The 14143-nt window shown below is 52.6% G+C and carries 12 protein-coding genes and 1 riboswitch; of the genes, 9 read left to right on the top strand and 3 right to left on the bottom strand.

Annotated elements, in window-relative coordinates:
• Nucleotides 1-142 precede the first annotated feature (142 nt).
• Nucleotides 143-1291, bottom strand: coding sequence for an acetylornithine deacetylase (gene argE / locus VI01_RS14180; RefSeq protein WP_045815696.1), 1149 nt, complete (start codon nt 1289-1291; stop codon nt 143-145).
• Between the two features lie 169 nt (nt 1292-1460).
• Here argE and argC point away from each other — a divergent pair, with 169 nt between their 5' ends.
• From argC to oxyR, 5 genes are all read left to right on the top strand, one after another.
• Entirely contained in the window at nt 1461-2465 is a 1005-nt protein-coding gene (gene argC, locus VI01_RS14175) for an N-acetyl-gamma-glutamyl-phosphate reductase (RefSeq protein WP_045815742.1), read from the top strand.
• 15 nt (nt 2466-2480) lie between these two features.
• Nucleotides 2481-3254 carry an acetylglutamate kinase gene (gene argB, locus VI01_RS14170; protein ID WP_038644108.1) on the top strand — a complete coding sequence of 258 codons (774 nt, stop codon included), beginning with the start codon at nt 2481-2483 and terminating at the stop codon, nt 3252-3254.
• 15 nt (nt 3255-3269) lie between these two features.
• Entirely contained in the window at nt 3270-4487 is a 1218-nt protein-coding gene (locus VI01_RS14165; protein ID WP_038644110.1) for an argininosuccinate synthase, read from the top strand.
• Between the two features lie 76 nt (nt 4488-4563).
• Entirely contained in the window at nt 4564-5937 is a 1374-nt protein-coding gene (argH, locus tag VI01_RS14160; RefSeq protein WP_045815695.1) for an argininosuccinate lyase, read from the top strand.
• A 264-nt stretch (nt 5938-6201) separates the two neighbouring features.
• A complete protein-coding gene (oxyR, locus tag VI01_RS14155; RefSeq protein WP_034823715.1) occupies nt 6202-7119 on the top strand; it encodes a DNA-binding transcriptional regulator OxyR in 918 nt (305 codons plus the stop codon).
• Here the strand turns inward: oxyR and sthA are convergent.
• Nucleotides 7102-8502, bottom strand: a complete 1401-nt coding sequence (sthA, locus tag VI01_RS14150; protein ID WP_038644114.1) for a Si-specific NAD(P)(+) transhydrogenase — start codon at nt 8500-8502, stop codon at nt 7102-7104. The two genes, oxyR and sthA, sit on opposite strands and share 18 nt — an antisense overlap.
• Nucleotides 8503-8696: 194 nt before the next feature.
• Here sthA and fabR point away from each other — a divergent pair, with 194 nt between their 5' ends.
• Nucleotides 8697-9341 carry an HTH-type transcriptional repressor FabR gene (fabR, locus tag VI01_RS14145; RefSeq protein ID WP_034823706.1) on the top strand — a complete coding sequence of 215 codons (645 nt, stop codon included), beginning with the start codon at nt 8697-8699 and terminating at the stop codon, nt 9339-9341.
• Nucleotides 9342-9359: 18 nt separating this feature from the next.
• Complete coding sequence (locus VI01_RS14140; RefSeq protein WP_034823705.1) at nt 9360-9716, top strand: YijD family membrane protein; 357 nt, start codon at nt 9360-9362, stop codon at nt 9714-9716.
• 36 nt (nt 9717-9752) lie between these two features.
• Here VI01_RS14140 and trmA read toward each other — a convergent pair whose 3' ends face one another.
• Nucleotides 9753-10856, bottom strand: a complete 1104-nt coding sequence (gene trmA / locus VI01_RS14135; protein WP_045815694.1) for a tRNA (uridine(54)-C5)-methyltransferase TrmA — start codon at nt 10854-10856, stop codon at nt 9753-9755.
• Between the two features lie 111 nt (nt 10857-10967).
• Nucleotides 10968-11149, top strand: a riboswitch (cobalamin riboswitch).
• Between the two features lie 69 nt (nt 11150-11218).
• On the opposite strand from trmA, the gene btuB reads away from it, so the two are divergent.
• The gene (gene btuB / locus VI01_RS14130) at nt 11219-13096 is read left to right on the top strand and encodes a TonB-dependent vitamin B12 receptor BtuB (protein ID WP_045815693.1); all 1878 of its coding nucleotides are present in this window, start codon (nt 11219-11221) and stop codon (nt 13094-13096) included.
• Nucleotides 13041-13892: a glutamate racemase gene (gene murI / locus VI01_RS14125; protein WP_045815692.1), complete on the top strand. Its 852-nt coding sequence runs from the start codon at nt 13041-13043 to the stop codon at nt 13890-13892. Before btuB ends, murI begins: the two co-directional genes overlap by 56 nt.
• Nucleotides 13893-14143: the final 251 nt, after the last annotated feature.

The raw sequence follows: 14143 nt of genomic DNA, 5'->3' as shown, positions 1-14143 counted from the left end.
TTGACGATAATTCGCTGCTAACTACCGGAAATTCATAGAATTAACTTGAGGGGAAGCGAGATAAGTTATTCTTATTATCAAATCCCGAACAATGACCGGGCAATTTACTGTTTTAACAGTGAATTGCCCCATCTATTGTTAATCAGTGACAAAAATGCTGAACAACCTGCGTGATAAGCGCATGAGTTGGCTTAATAAATGCGGTATCGATAAATTCATCTGGCTGGTGGGCCTGATTGATCGATCCCGGGCCTAAAACCAGCGTTGGACACAATTGCTGGATAAATGGCGCTTCGGTGCAATAGTTCACCACTTCAGTCGGCACACCCAGCAGTTTCTCCACCACTTTTACCAGCTCATGATCGGCGGGGCATTCGTAGCCAGGAATCGGCGGATGCAGTTCACCTACCGTCAAACGCCCCGGCCAGCGTTCGCTCACTGGCGCCAATGCTTCATTCAGCAAGCCATCCAAATCGCTCAGAGTTAAGCCCGGCAGCGGGCGAATATCCATGTGCAATTCGCAGCAGGCGCAGATACGGTTTGCAGCATCGCCACCGTGAATGTGACCAAAGTTCATGGTCGGATAAGGAATCGCAAATCCATCGTGGTTATAGCGATTTTTCAGGGTATTGCGCAGTTGCATCAGCTGGGTAATGGATTCGTGCATCAGCTCAATGGCGTTCACACCGCGTGAAGGATCGCTGGAGTGGCCTGACTGACCCTGAATACGAATCACGTTTGACAGATGGCCTTTGTGCGCGCGCACGGGCTTCAGTGAGGTCGGCTCACCAATGATGGCGCAATCCGGACGCAGCTGAGTGGATTCGGAAAAGTACTTTGCACCGGCCATGGTGGTTTCTTCATCGGCGGTGGCGAGGATGTACAGTGGCTTGCTCAGTTTGGTCACGTCAACGTCACGCAGGGCATCCAGAATAAAAGCAAAGAAACCTTTCATATCTGCGGTACCCAAACCGTACAGCTTGTTGTCGTGCTCGGTTAGGGTGAAAGGATCGCGCGTCCAGCGGCCATCATCATACGGAACGGTGTCCGTATGACCGGCCAGCAGCAGGCCACCCGCACCCAAGCCGCTGCGTGCCAGCATGTTGAATTTATGACGCGTCCCCGGGACTGGCTGGACTTCAACACTGAAGCCTAAATCGCGGAACCAGCCCGCCAGCAAATTGATTAAAGTTTCATTGCTCTGATCCAGCGCGCTGTCGGTGGCGCTGATCGATGGTGTGGCAATCAGCTGGCGGTAGAGTTCGATAAAAGGTGGTAATTTTGTCTTCACTGTTGACGGTCCTTGGGTTAGGATGTATCAATATTCATGCATTAATAGTGAATAAAAATACAATAACGTCGCTTGCAAGTGAAGAGTAAAATCATCTGCAAACGGCATCGTGGGCAACGGGGCAAAGCCGCGACCCGGAATGAGTGACTGTAAAAAGGGTTACAGCCTGATGTTGAATACGCTGATCGTTGGTGCCAGTGGTTATGCTGGCGTAGAGCTTGCCACTTACCTGAATCGCCATCCGCATATGAACATAACCGCTTTGGCGGTTTCAGCGCAAAGCCCGGACGCCGGAAAATTACTCTCCGATCTGCATCCGCAGCTGAAAGGCATTGTCGATTTGCCGCTGCAGCCGCTGAGTGAGGCTTCCGAGTGGGCAGACAAAGTCGATGTGGTATTCCTCGCGACCGCGCATGAAGTCAGCCACGATCTGGCACCCGAATTCCTCAAAGCAGGCTGTGTGGTGTTCGACCTTTCCGGTGCGTTCCGTGTCAACGATGATGCTTTCTATACTCAATATTATGGTTTCAGCCATCAGCATCAGGATTGGCTGGATAAAGCCGTATACGGCCTGGCCGAATGGCAGCATGAAAAAATCAAAGATGCGCAGCTGGTGGCGGTACCCGGTTGTTATCCCACGGCGGCGCAGCTGTCGTTAAAACCACTGGTCGAAGCGGGACTGCTTAACGATGCACAATGGCCGGTGATCAATGCTACCAGTGGTGTGAGCGGGGCGGGGCGTAAAGCCAACGTCGGCACCAGCTTCTGCGAAGTGAGCCTGCAGCCGTATGGCTTGTTCAACCATCGTCATCATCCTGAAATCGTGGCACACCTCGGTACGCCCGTGATCTTCACCCCGCATCTGGGCAGCTTCCCGCGCGGAATTCTTTCGACCACCACCTGCCGCCTGAAAGCAGGCGTGACGCAGCAGGATGTGGCGGATGCCTTCCACAAGGCGTATCACGACAAACCCTTGGTTCGCGTGTATGAAAAAGGTGTGCCGGCGCTGAAAGCAGTTGTCGGTTTACCGTTCTGCGATATCGGTTTTGCCATGCAAGGCGAACATCTGATTGTGGTGGCTGCTGAAGATAACCTGTTGAAAGGCGCCTCTTCGCAGGCGGTTCAATGCTTAAACATTCGTTTCGGCTTCCCCGAAACGCTGTCACTGATTTAACGGACGGAAACTGCCATGAATCCATTAATCATTAAACTGGGCGGCGTGCTGCTGGATAGCGAAGAAGCGCTGGCCCGCTTGTTTGATGCGCTGCTGGCCTACCGCAATGAACATCAGCGTCCGCTGATCATTGTGCACGGCGGCGGCTGCCTGGTTGACGAGCTGATGAAGAAGCTCGCTCTGCCAGTGAAAAAGAAGAACGGTTTGCGCGTGACGCCAGCCGATCAGATTGACATTATTACTGGTGCCCTGGCGGGTACAGCGAACAAGACCTTGCTGGCCTGGGCGAAGAAGTATGGCATTGGTGCCGTTGGCTTATGCCTCGGTGATGCGGGGCTGGTGAACGTGGCGCAGTTCGACGAGGAACTTGGCCATGTGGGCAACGCGACGCCAGGTAATCCAGCGCTGGTAAATACCTTGTTGAGCGCGGGCTATATGCCGGTGATCAGCTCCATCGGTATTACTGACGGCGGCGATCTGATGAACGTCAACGCTGACCAGGCGGCGACCGCGCTGGCTGCGACTATTGGTGCTGATTTAGTACTGCTTTCAGATGTCAGCGGTATTCTCGATGGCAAAGGTCAACGCATCGAAGAGATGACGGCCGAGAAAGCACAGCAGCTGATCGATCAGGGCATTATTACTGATGGCATGATCGTTAAAGTGAACGCGGCACTCGATGCCGCACGTACTTTAGGTCGTCCGGTTGATATCGCCAGCTGGCGCCATGCTGAACAGCTGCCAACCCTTTTCAACGGCGTGTCGATTGGCACCCGGATTCTCGCATAATCAAGGATTTAAGACATGAGCACGCAAAACATCAAAAAAATCGTTCTGGCCTATTCTGGCGGTCTGGATACTTCGGCCATCATTCCATGGTTGAAAGAGAATTACGGCGGTTGTGAAGTGGTGGCATTCGTGGCCAACATTGGCCAGGACCCAGCCGATCTGGAAGGCGTTGAGAAGAAGGCGCTGCAGTCTGGTGCATCTGAGTGTCACGTTGCTGACCTGCGTGAAGAGTTCATCAGCGAATACGTTTATCCCGTGCTGCAAACCGGTGCGCTGTACGAAGGCACTTACCTGCTGGGCACCTCAATGGCTCGTCCTATCATCGCGAAAGCGCAGGTTGAACTGGCACTGAAAGTGGGTGCAGACGCACTGTGCCACGGTGCGACCGGTAAAGGTAACGACCAGGTGCGTTTCGAAACCACCTACACTGCACTGGCGCCACAGCTGAAAGTGGTTGCGCCATGGCGTGAGTGGGATCTGCGTTCACGTGAAGCGCTGCTGGATTACCTGAAAGTGCGTAACATCCCAACTACGGCATCACTGGAAAAAATCTACAGCCGTGATGAGAACGCGTGGCACATCTCTACTGAAGGTGGCGTGCTGGAAAGCCCAGCGAATGCACCGAACAAAGATTGCTGGGTGTGGACCGTAGATCCACTGGAAGCGCCAGATCAGCCAGAGAACGTCACCGTGACCGTTGAGAAAGGTCGTGTGGTGGCGGTAAATGGCGAGAAGCTGAGCCCGTTCCAGTGTCTGGAAAAACTGAACGTGCTGGGCGCAAAACACGGTGTGGGTCGTATCGACATCGTGGAAAACCGTCTGGTCGGTATCAAATCTCGTGGCTGCTATGAAACCCCTGGCGGCACCATTATGGTCAACGCGCTGCGTGCGGTTGAGCAGCTGGTACTGGATCGTGATAGCTTCAAATGGCGTGAGCAGCTGGGCCACGAAATGTCATACGTGGTTTACGACGGTCGCTGGTTTGCACCGCTGCGTAAATCTATCCAGGCTGCTGCCGAATCCCTGGCAGAAGAGGTGAATGGCGAAGTGGTCCTGCAGCTGTATAAAGGCCACGCCACTGCGATTCAGAAAACCTCGGCGAACAGCCTGTACTCTGAAGAGTTCGCCACCTTCGGCGAAGACGAAGTGTACGATCACAGCCACGCGGGCGGCTTCATCCGTCTGTTCTCTCTCTCTTCACGCATTCGTGCACTGAACGAGCAGAAGAAGTAACACCGCAGCAGATAACACATTTTGCAAGGGCGGCTTCGGGCCGCCCTTTCTTTAACAGAATTCAGGAGTATGAGAGATGGCACTTTGGGGCGGACGTTTTTCGCAGGCAGCAGACCAACGGTTCAAACAGTTTAATGACTCACTGCGTTTTGACTATCGTCTGGCGGAGCAGGACATCACCGGTTCGATAGCGTGGTCGAAAGCGCTGGTCACCGTCAATGTGCTGAGCAGCGAAGAGCAGCAGCAACTGGACGTCGCATTGAATGAACTGCTGGCAGAAGTGCGCGCCAATCCAGAACAGATTCTGCAAAGCGATGCCGAAGATATCCATAGCTGGGTCGAGGGCAAGCTGATCGACAAAGTGGGTGCCCTGGGCAAAAAACTGCACACCGGCCGTAGCCGTAACGACCAGGTGGCTACCGATCTGAAACTGTGGTGCAAAGAGCAGGTTGCAGTATTACTGGATGCGACGCGTGAGCTGCAATCGGCCTTGGTCGCGACGGCAGAAGCCAACCAAGACGCAGTGATGCCAGGCTATACGCACCTGCAGCGTGCGCAGCCGGTGACTTTTGCACACTGGTGCCTCGCCTATGTAGAAATGCTGGCGCGTGATGAAAGCCGTCTGCAGGATACGCTGAAGCGCTTAGACGTGAGCCCGCTGGGCTGTGGCGCACTGGCCGGTACCGCGTATGAAATCGATCGCCAGCAGCTGGCGGGTTGGTTAGGCTTCGCATCTGCCACACGCAACAGCCTCGATACCGTGTCTGATCGTGACCACGTGCTGGAGCTGCTGTCGGATGCCTCAATCGGCATGATTCACCTTTCACGTTTCGCAGAAGACCTGATTTTCTTCAACACTGGCGAAGCGGGCTTCCTTGAGCTGTCTGACAAAGTAACGTCAGGCTCATCACTGATGCCGCAGAAAAAGAACCCGGATGCACTGGAACTGATTCGCGGCAAATGTGGCCGTGTACAAGGCTCACTGACCGGCATGATGATGACACTGAAAGGCTTGCCGCTCGCCTACAACAAAGACATGCAGGAAGACAAAGAAGGCCTGTTCGATGCACTCGATACCTGGGTTGATTGTCTGCACATGTCGATACTGGTGCTGGACGGCATTCAGGTGAAACGCCCACGTTGTCAGGAAGCGGCCGAGCAGGGTTACGCCAACTCCACTGAACTGGCGGACTATCTGGTGGCCAAAGGCGTTCCGTTCCGTGAAGCGCACCACATTGTCGGTGAAACCGTGGTTGAAGCGATCAAGCAGGGCGTGGCGCTGGAAGCGTTAAGCCTGGCGCAATTGAAGCAGTTCAGTGCGGTGATTGAGGATGACGTCTATCCGATTCTGTCGCTGCAATCCTGCCTCGACAAGCGTAATGCACAGGGCGGTGTGTCGCCTCAGCAAGTCGCATTTGCCATCGCTGAAGCGAAAAAGCGTTTGGCATAAAAAAAGAGCGGGCTCCTTTTCGGTAGCCCGCCAACCTCTAGCTTCAGAAATACATATTGTTATAGGCACATCATCAAGGGCTGGCACTCCCGGCCAACACTATGATTTTTCGAGCTCATCGCAGGTGATGCTCGATGTCATCTCAACTTCATTTTCAACATTGCTTGCTATGGCCGGTATTATTCCTGTTCATCGCTTGATAGGGCTAATCGTTCATTGCTATTCTATCTATCGCCACGGGCTATCGTGGTTTGGAGGAAATCAATGAACATTCGTGATCTGGAGTATCTGGTTTCGCTTGCGGAGCATCGCCATTTCCGGCGTGCAGCTGATGCTTGTCATGTCAGCCAACCTACCTTAAGCGGGCAGATTCGTAAGCTGGAAGATGAGCTCGGTGTGATGCTGCTGGAGCGAACCAGCCGGAAGGTATTATTTACCCAGGCTGGATTGTTGCTGGTGGATCAGGCGCGAACCGTGCTGCGCGAAGTGAAAGTGCTGAAGGAAATGGCGAGTCAGCAGGGCGAGGCGATGTCCGGTCCGCTGCATATTGGCCTGATTCCGACAACGGGCCCGTATTTGTTGCCGCAAATCATCCCAATGCTGCACCAGACTTTCCCCAAACTCGAAATGTACCTGCATGAAGCGCAGACGCAGCAACTGCTGGCACAGCTCGATAGCGGCAAACTGGATTGTGCCATTCTGGCGCTGGTGAAAGAGAGTGAAGCCTTTATTGAGGTGCCGCTGTTTGACGAGCCGATGAAGCTGGCGATCTACAAGGATCATCCATGGCACGATCGCGATCGTGTGCCGATGTCTGATCTGGCGGGTGAAAAGCTGCTGATGCTGGAAGATGGCCACTGCTTGCGCGATCAAGCCATGGGCTTCTGCTTTGAAGCCGGTGCGGATGAAGACACCCATTTCCGCGCAACCAGCCTGGAAACGCTACGCAACATGGTCGCGGCAGGAAGCGGCATTACTTTGCTGCCATCGCTGGCGGTGCCGAATGAGCGTGTGCGAGATGGCGTGTGCTATTTGCCGTGCTACAAGCCGGTGCCACAACGCACGATTGCTCTGGTATATCGTCCAGGATCACCTCTGCGCAGCCGCTATGAGCAGCTGGCAGAAGCAATCAAAACCCATATGCAGGGTTATCTGGATACGTCGTTAAAACAGGCGGTTTAAGCCGTTGAGCGCCGCAACGCGATAGGCCTCGGCCATTGTCGGATAGTTGAAGGTGGTATTCACGAAATACTCAATCGTGTTGCCGCCGTTCTTCTGCTCCATGATGGCTTGCCCGATGTGAATAATTTCTGCTGCACGCTCGCCAAAGCAGTGAATGCCCAAAATCTCTTTGGTTTCACGATGGAACAGAATCTTCAGGCTGCCCACGTGCATCCCCACAATCTGCGCACGAGCCAGATGTTTAAACTGCGCACGACCCACTTCGTAAGGCACTTTCATCGCGGTTAACTGCTGCTCGGTTTTACCCACTGAGCTGATTTCCGGAATGGTATAAATCCCGGTGGGAATATCTTCGATCAGATGTGCAGTGGCTTCACCTTTAATGATCGCCTGCGCGGCAATACGGCCCTGATCGTAAGCGGCGGAAGCCAGACTCGGGTAACCAATCACGTCGCCAACGGCATAGATGTGTGGTTGCGCAGTCTGGTACATGCTATTCACTTTCAGCAGACCACGACCATCGGCTTCTAACCCGACATTTTCCAGCGCCAGTGAATCCGTGTTACCGGTACGACCGTTAGCGTACAGCAGGCAATCCGCTTTCACTTTTTTGCCTGACTTCAGGTGCATGATCACGCCGTCACTCACACCTTCAATCTTCTCAAACTCTTCGTTGTGACGAATCACCACGCCGCTGTTCCAGAAGTGGTAGGAGAGCGAATCTGACATTTCCTGATCGAGGAACGCCAGCAAACGATCGCGCGTGTTAATCAAATCAACTTTGACGTTCAGGCCACGGAAAATCGACGCGTATTCACAACCAATCACACCGGCACCGTAGATGATCACATGGCCAGGTTCATGATGCAGGTTGAGGATGGAGTCGGAGTCGTAAATGCGTGGGTGCGTAAAGTCGACGTCGGCAGGATGATAAGGACGTGAACCGCACGCAATCACGAATTTTTCTGCGGTTAGGCGTTCGCGGGTGCCATCGGGCTGTTCAACTTCGATAGTGTTGGCATCAACAAAATGGGCATCGCCCTGATAAATCTCACATCGGTTGCGTTCGTAAAATCCCTGCCGCATGGCTGTTTGCTGACTGATAACGTTTTCGGTGTGATTCAGAATGTCAGCAAATGAGGAGCGCAGGAGTCGGGTGTGATCGCTATAAAGAGGGTTTTGATTGAACTCGATAATACGGCTGACAGCGTGACGTAGAGCTTTGGAGGGGATGGTCCCCCAGTGAGTACAACCGCCGCCGATATTATGGTAGCGTTCGATCACTGCAATGCGCGCTCCCTGCTTCACCAGGCCCATTGCCGCACCTTCGCCGCCTGGACCTGAGCCAATCACAATGGCATCGTAATCGTAAGACTTTTGCATACCAGTACGTCCTATTTTTCTATCACATTTTTACAACGAGATTCTAACATCTCACCGCGCACATCTGAATTCTAACAGCGAAAAATCCCCAGTTTTGACAAAGCGTGAGGTACACAGGCGGTCACAAACTTTGCGCCACTGTACGCTGAAAAGTTTGTTATAGTGCCTTCCAGATCACTCAAAAGGCCGGGAAAATGGGCGTCAGGGCGCAACAGAAAGAACGTACAAGACGTACGCTGATTGAAGCAGCCTTCAGTCAGTTAAGTGCAGAAAGGAGTTTTGCCAGCCTGAGTTTGCGTGAAGTTGCGCGTGAAGCCGGGATTGCACCGACCTCGTTTTATCGTCACTTTAAAGATGTGGATGAACTGGGTCTGACCATGGTCGACGAAAGTGGCCTGATGTTACGCCAGTTGATGCGTCAGGCACGCCAGCGCATTGCCAAAGGCGGCAGCATCATCAAGACCTCCGTTTCCACATTTATGGAATTTATCGGGAACAATCCCAACGCTTTTCGTCTCTTACTACGCGAGCGCTCCGGAACATCGGCCGCGTTCCGTGCCGCAGTTGCGCGAGAGATTCAGCACTTTATTGCTGAGCTCGCTGATTACCTTGAGCTGGAAAATCGCATGCCGCGCAGCTTTACCGAAGCGCAAGCCGAAGCCATGGTGACAATCGTGTTCAGCGCCGGTGCGGAAGCGCTGGATGTGGATATCGAACAGCGTCGCAAGCTGGAAGATCGCCTGGTGCTGCAATTGCGTATGATCGCTAAAGGCGCTTATTACTGGTATCGCCGGGAGCAGGAACGTCTGGCGGTTACCCTGGAAAAACCCGAAGAGTAATGTGATAAGGATAATGAAATGATTGAGCAAAACCCTCGCGATAAAGGAACCCTGTTACTGGCTTTTATCACCGGTTTAGCGATCAACGGCTCCTTTTCGGTGCTGTTCAGTACGTTTGTGCCTTTTTCGATATTTCCGCTGATCGCCCTTGGCCTCGCGGCCTGGTGTCTGCATCAGCGTTACCTTAACCGCAACATGCCCGATGGCATGCCTTCACTGGCTGCGGCGTTTTTCCTATTGGGTATTTTGGTGTACAGCGCGCTGGTTCGCGCTGAATATCCGGATATCGGTTCCAACTTCATTCCGACCATCCTGATGGTGGCACTGGTGTTCTGGATTGCCACGCGCTTCCGCCGCGCCAGGAACAAGAGCTAAATACAACAACGGGAACCGCAGGGTTCCCGTTTTGTTTTACGCTTTACGCGTGAGCCAGACACCGCATTCCATATGATGGGTGTAGGGGAACTGGTCAAACAGCGCCAGCCGCGACACGTCATGTGTTTGACCTAGTGTGGCGAGGTTATCGCACAGGGTTTGCGGATTGCAGGAGATATAAAGAATGCGCGGATACGCCTGCACCATCTTCACCGTTTCCTCATCGAGTCCACTGCGTGGTGGGTCGACAAAGATGGTCTCGCACTGATAGCTCTTCAGGTCGATCCCTTCCAAACGATTAAAGCTGCGTACGCCATTCATCGCCTGCGTAAACTCTTCCGCCGCCATGCGGATAATCTGCACGTTATCGATATGGTTGGCGGCAATGTTGTACTGCGCTGAGGCCACAGATGGCTTGGCGATCTCGGTTGCCAGTACACGATGGAAGTTGCGCGCCAGCGCCAACGAGAAGTTGCCGTTGCCGCAGTAAAGTTCCAGTAGGTCACCACGCGAACCTTTGGTCACATCCAGCGCCCATTCCAGCATTTGAATGTTCATTGCCGCATTAGGCTGAGTGAAGCTGTTCTCTACCTGACGGTAAATCATCTCTTTGCCCGCTACAGGCAGGCATTCATCAACGTAATCGCGATCGAGGCAGATTTTGGTTTTGGTCGCACGACCAATCAGCTGCACATCAATACCTTCGGCACGCAGCTTGTCACGCAGTATCGTGGCGGCTTCTGTCCACTCCGCTTCCAGCTTGCGGTGGTAAAGCAGCGAGATCACAATCTGATTGCTCATGGTCGACAGGTAGTCGATCTGGAACAGCTTGAAACGCAGCACCGGGTTATCGCGGATCGCGTCGATCAGTTTTGGCATCAACTGATTGATCAATTCGCTCGCCGCTGGGAATTGATCCACACGGATGCGCTGCTTGGTCTCTTGATCAAATATGATGTGATACAGATCGTCGCCATCATGCCAGATGCGGAATTCGGCGCGCATACGATAGTGGCTGACCGGTGAGCGGAACACCTCCACGTCAGGCGCGGCAAAGGGCACCATCATCGCCTGTAAACGGCTGACTTTTTCCGCCAGTTGCGCGTCGTATTGTTCAATTGGGAGTTGTTCGGGTGTCATCGTTCATCCTGGTAATAAGCCTGCTTGCCGGGCGATTGTAGGCATTCACCTGCTGATGTCCAGTTCTGTGAAAAGATGATGGCGAGCAGTCTGGATTCGCGGCCTGCTTAACCGTAGACTGCGACAGCCGGCCTCCTTGAGTTAAAAGGGAATCCAGTGTGAATCTGGAGCTGACGCGCAGCGGTAAAAGAATGTCATGGTGATGGTATCGACAAACACTGTCCTGCGGGATGGGAAGTTTTCACCATTTATGATTCTCAGCCCGAAGACCTGCCGGTGTGTCGTCGCAATCACTACAACTATCGCGTGCTATCGGTTGTAGGCCTGCGGCATCCTGCTTCGTCTTTTGGATGCTTACAACAATGAATAAAAGCAAAACTACGCTGTGTGCCTTCAGTGCAACGGCGCTTTCACTCTGGGCTGCGTATGGCTACGCTCAGGATGATGATACGCAAATCGTCACCGCTAACCGTTTCGCTCAGCCGGTTTCATCGGTGCTGGCTTCAACCTCAGTGGTCACACGTGAAGAGATAGATCAGTGGCAGTCGAAGAACTTGCTTGAAGTTCTTCGTCGTTTACCGGGTGTAGATGTTGCTCAGAATGGTGGTATTGGCCAGAGCGCTTCTATGTATGTAAGAGGCTCTGAAGCACGACATACCTTGATTTTGGTCGATGGTGTGCCTTTTGCTAAGCCAGGCATCACGGGGGTGGCAGATTTTAACCAAATCCCAATCTCTATCATTCAGCGTGTGGAGTTCATACGTGGACCGCGCTCAGCCGTTTATGGTGCAGATGCCATTGGTGGTGTTGTTAACGTTATTACGCAAAACCCAAATAATCAGAACACGCTTGCCGCAGGTTTCGGTTCCAAGGGATATCAGGAATACAGCGGTAGCGTAAATCAAAACGTTACCGATCAGACGCGCCTTACTATTGCAGGTTCATATCAAGCCACTAACGGCTACAACGTTCAGCCGGATTCCACCTCACCCGTTGACCGCGATCGCGATGGTTGGCGCAACAAAGCTTTTTGGGCAGGAGTCGATCACCAGTTTAATGAAGAGTTTTCTGGCTTCTTTCGTGGCTACGGCTATGCCGCTAATTCGGATTATGATGCGGGATATGCTGGCGGTCAGGATGAACAGCAGATTTATAACCATTCTTTTGATACAGGCCTCCGCTTCAACAAAGATGATTATTCATCGCAGCTAATCGCGAGTTACCAGAAGTACAAAATCTATAACTATGTCAGTACGGACGGACGATATGCGGATTCCAATAGTCTTGACGACATGGAACAGCGTAATCTGCAATGGGGTAACACACTTGCGATAGCTCATGGCATGGTCAGTGCGGGCTTGGACTGGCAGCAGCAGAAGCTCACTTCTGTGGGCCAATACCTGACTCCGCGAGATCAAGATAGCTATAAGCAAGACAATTCCGGCGCATATTTGACAGCACAGCAGCAATTCGGCACCGTCACCCTCGAAGGTTCAGCCCGTGGTGATGACAATGAAGATTTTGGCCGTCACGGTACATGGCAAACTGCCGCTGGCTGGGAGTTTATACCGGGATATAAAGCTTCTCTGTCATATGGCACAGGTTTTCAGGCTCCAACATTGGGGCAGTTATATGGCTTAAAACGTTACGGCATCAGTTCTAACCCTGATTTGGCACCTGAAAAATCCAAACAGTGGGAAGCGGCATTAGAGGGGTTAACGGGTCCCGTAAATTGGCGTATTGCTGCTTATCATAATAAAGTGAGTAATCTGATCACTTATGCTTCTGACCCTGTCACATTTGAGGGCGGCTATTACAATGAAAAAGCCGTTACGCTGAAAGGTATTGAAGCCACAGCTGATTTTGATACCAGTTTTATCCATCATCAGATCACACTTGGCTATCTAGACGCGCGTCGCGATTCAGATGGTGAAACATTAGCGCGTCGTGCGCGTGAACAAGCCAAATATCAGCTGGGTTTGACGGTATATGATTTCGACATTGATGTTATCTACCAGTATTACGGAAAGCGTTACGATAACAACACCAATGAATATTCAAGTGTCCAGCGTCGCTTGCCAAGCTATAGCACTGTAGATCTCGCAGTCTCGTATCCGGTCACATCACAACTCACCGTTCGTGGTAGAATTGCCAACCTGTTCGATAAAGATTATGAGACAGCGTATGGCTATCCAACTCCAGGAACGGAGTACTACCTCAGCGCCAGCTACAGCTTCTGATCTGCGTCCCACCGTGCTGGTGTTTGACTCTGGCGTCGGTGGGCTCTCCGTCTATGATGAAGTCCGGCAATTACTGCCGGATCTTCACTATCTGTATGCCTTCGATAATGAAGGTTTCCCCTACGGCGAAAAAACCGAAGACTTTATTGTCGAGCGTGTCGTTGCCGTGGTTGAGGCGATTACCCAACGGTACCCACTTGCCCTCGTCGTGATTGCCTGTAACTCCGCCAGTACCGTCTCATTACCTGCGCTACGTGAGCGATTCGAATTTCCTGTTGTCGGCGTGGTTCCCGCGATTAAACCTGCGGCGCGTCTCACGCGTAATGGTGTAGTGGGGTTGCTGGCGACGCGCGGCACAGTAAAGCGTCCTTATACACATGAGCTGGTGGCGCAGTTTGCGCGCGAGTGCAAAATTGAAATGCTGGGCTCTGCTGAACTGGTAGAGCTGGCGGAAGCGAAACTTCATGGTGAAGAGGTCGCACTCTCTGATGTGCGCCGTGCTGTACAACCCTGGCTTCGCATGAAAGAGCCACCTGACACTGTCGTCCTGGGATGTACGCACTTCCCTCTATTGCGTGACGAGCTGCAAATGGTACTGCCTGAAGGCACGCGGTTAGTGGATTCCGGTGCAGCCATTGCACGCCGCACAGTATGGTTATTAGAACATGAAGCGCCGCACGCCGTTTCTTCTGGTCAGAATATGGCATTCTGCACGCTGATGGATGAGGAGGCGGTGCAATTATCACCGGTTCTACGGCGTTATGGCTTTCCATTGCTGGAAAAACTGGCGATTTAGTGGGGTTTCGACGAAAAAAACAGCACTCAGAATTTAATTTGCATTTAGCGCTTGTCAGCCCAAAAGAAATCCCTATACTGCGCCTCCACTGACACGGAACAACGGCTTACCAAGCGAAGTGTTCAGGAGGTGGTCTTCAAGGCAACCTTCAGAAAAGCAAAAATAAATGCTTGACTGAGAATGCGGAAAGCGTAATATACGCATCCCGCGCCGCTTGAGAAATCGCGGCACTGCTCTTTAACAATTTATCA

Origin of the sequence: Pantoea sp. SM3, from assembly GCF_000963995.1 — a bacterium.
Taxonomy (GTDB): Bacteria; Pseudomonadota; Gammaproteobacteria; order Enterobacterales; family Enterobacteriaceae; genus Pantoea; species Pantoea rwandensis_B.
The sequence above is the reverse complement of the archived record's forward strand: the minus strand, read 5'-3'. Positions and strand labels throughout refer to the sequence as shown.

What these genes read in the sequence shown, in the direction of transcription:
- argC (WP_045815742.1), top strand. Translation starts at nt 1,461, where the DNA reads ATGTTGAATACGCTGATCGTTGGTGCCAGTGGTTATGCTGGCGTAGAG.
- argB (WP_038644108.1), top strand. Translation starts at nt 2,481, where the DNA reads ATGAATCCATTAATCATTAAACTGGGCGGCGTGCTGCTGGATAGCGAA.
- VI01_RS14165 (WP_038644110.1), top strand. Translation starts at nt 3,270, where the DNA reads ATGAGCACGCAAAACATCAAAAAAATCGTTCTGGCCTATTCTGGCGGT.
- argH (WP_045815695.1), top strand. Translation starts at nt 4,564, where the DNA reads ATGGCACTTTGGGGCGGACGTTTTTCGCAGGCAGCAGACCAACGGTTC.
- oxyR (WP_034823715.1), top strand. Translation starts at nt 6,202, where the DNA reads ATGAACATTCGTGATCTGGAGTATCTGGTTTCGCTTGCGGAGCATCGC.
- sthA (WP_038644114.1), bottom strand. Translation starts at nt 8,502, where the DNA reads ATGCAAAAGTCTTACGATTACGATGCCATTGTGATTGGCTCAGGTCCA.
- fabR (WP_034823706.1), top strand. Translation starts at nt 8,697, where the DNA reads ATGGGCGTCAGGGCGCAACAGAAAGAACGTACAAGACGTACGCTGATT.
- VI01_RS14140 (WP_034823705.1), top strand. Translation starts at nt 9,360, where the DNA reads ATGATTGAGCAAAACCCTCGCGATAAAGGAACCCTGTTACTGGCTTTT.
- trmA (WP_045815694.1), bottom strand. Translation starts at nt 10,856, where the DNA reads ATGACACCCGAACAACTCCCAATTGAACAATACGACGCGCAACTGGCG.
- btuB (WP_045815693.1), top strand. Translation starts at nt 11,219, where the DNA reads ATGAATAAAAGCAAAACTACGCTGTGTGCCTTCAGTGCAACGGCGCTT.
- murI (WP_045815692.1), top strand. Translation starts at nt 13,041, where the DNA reads ATGGCTATCCAACTCCAGGAACGGAGTACTACCTCAGCGCCAGCTACA.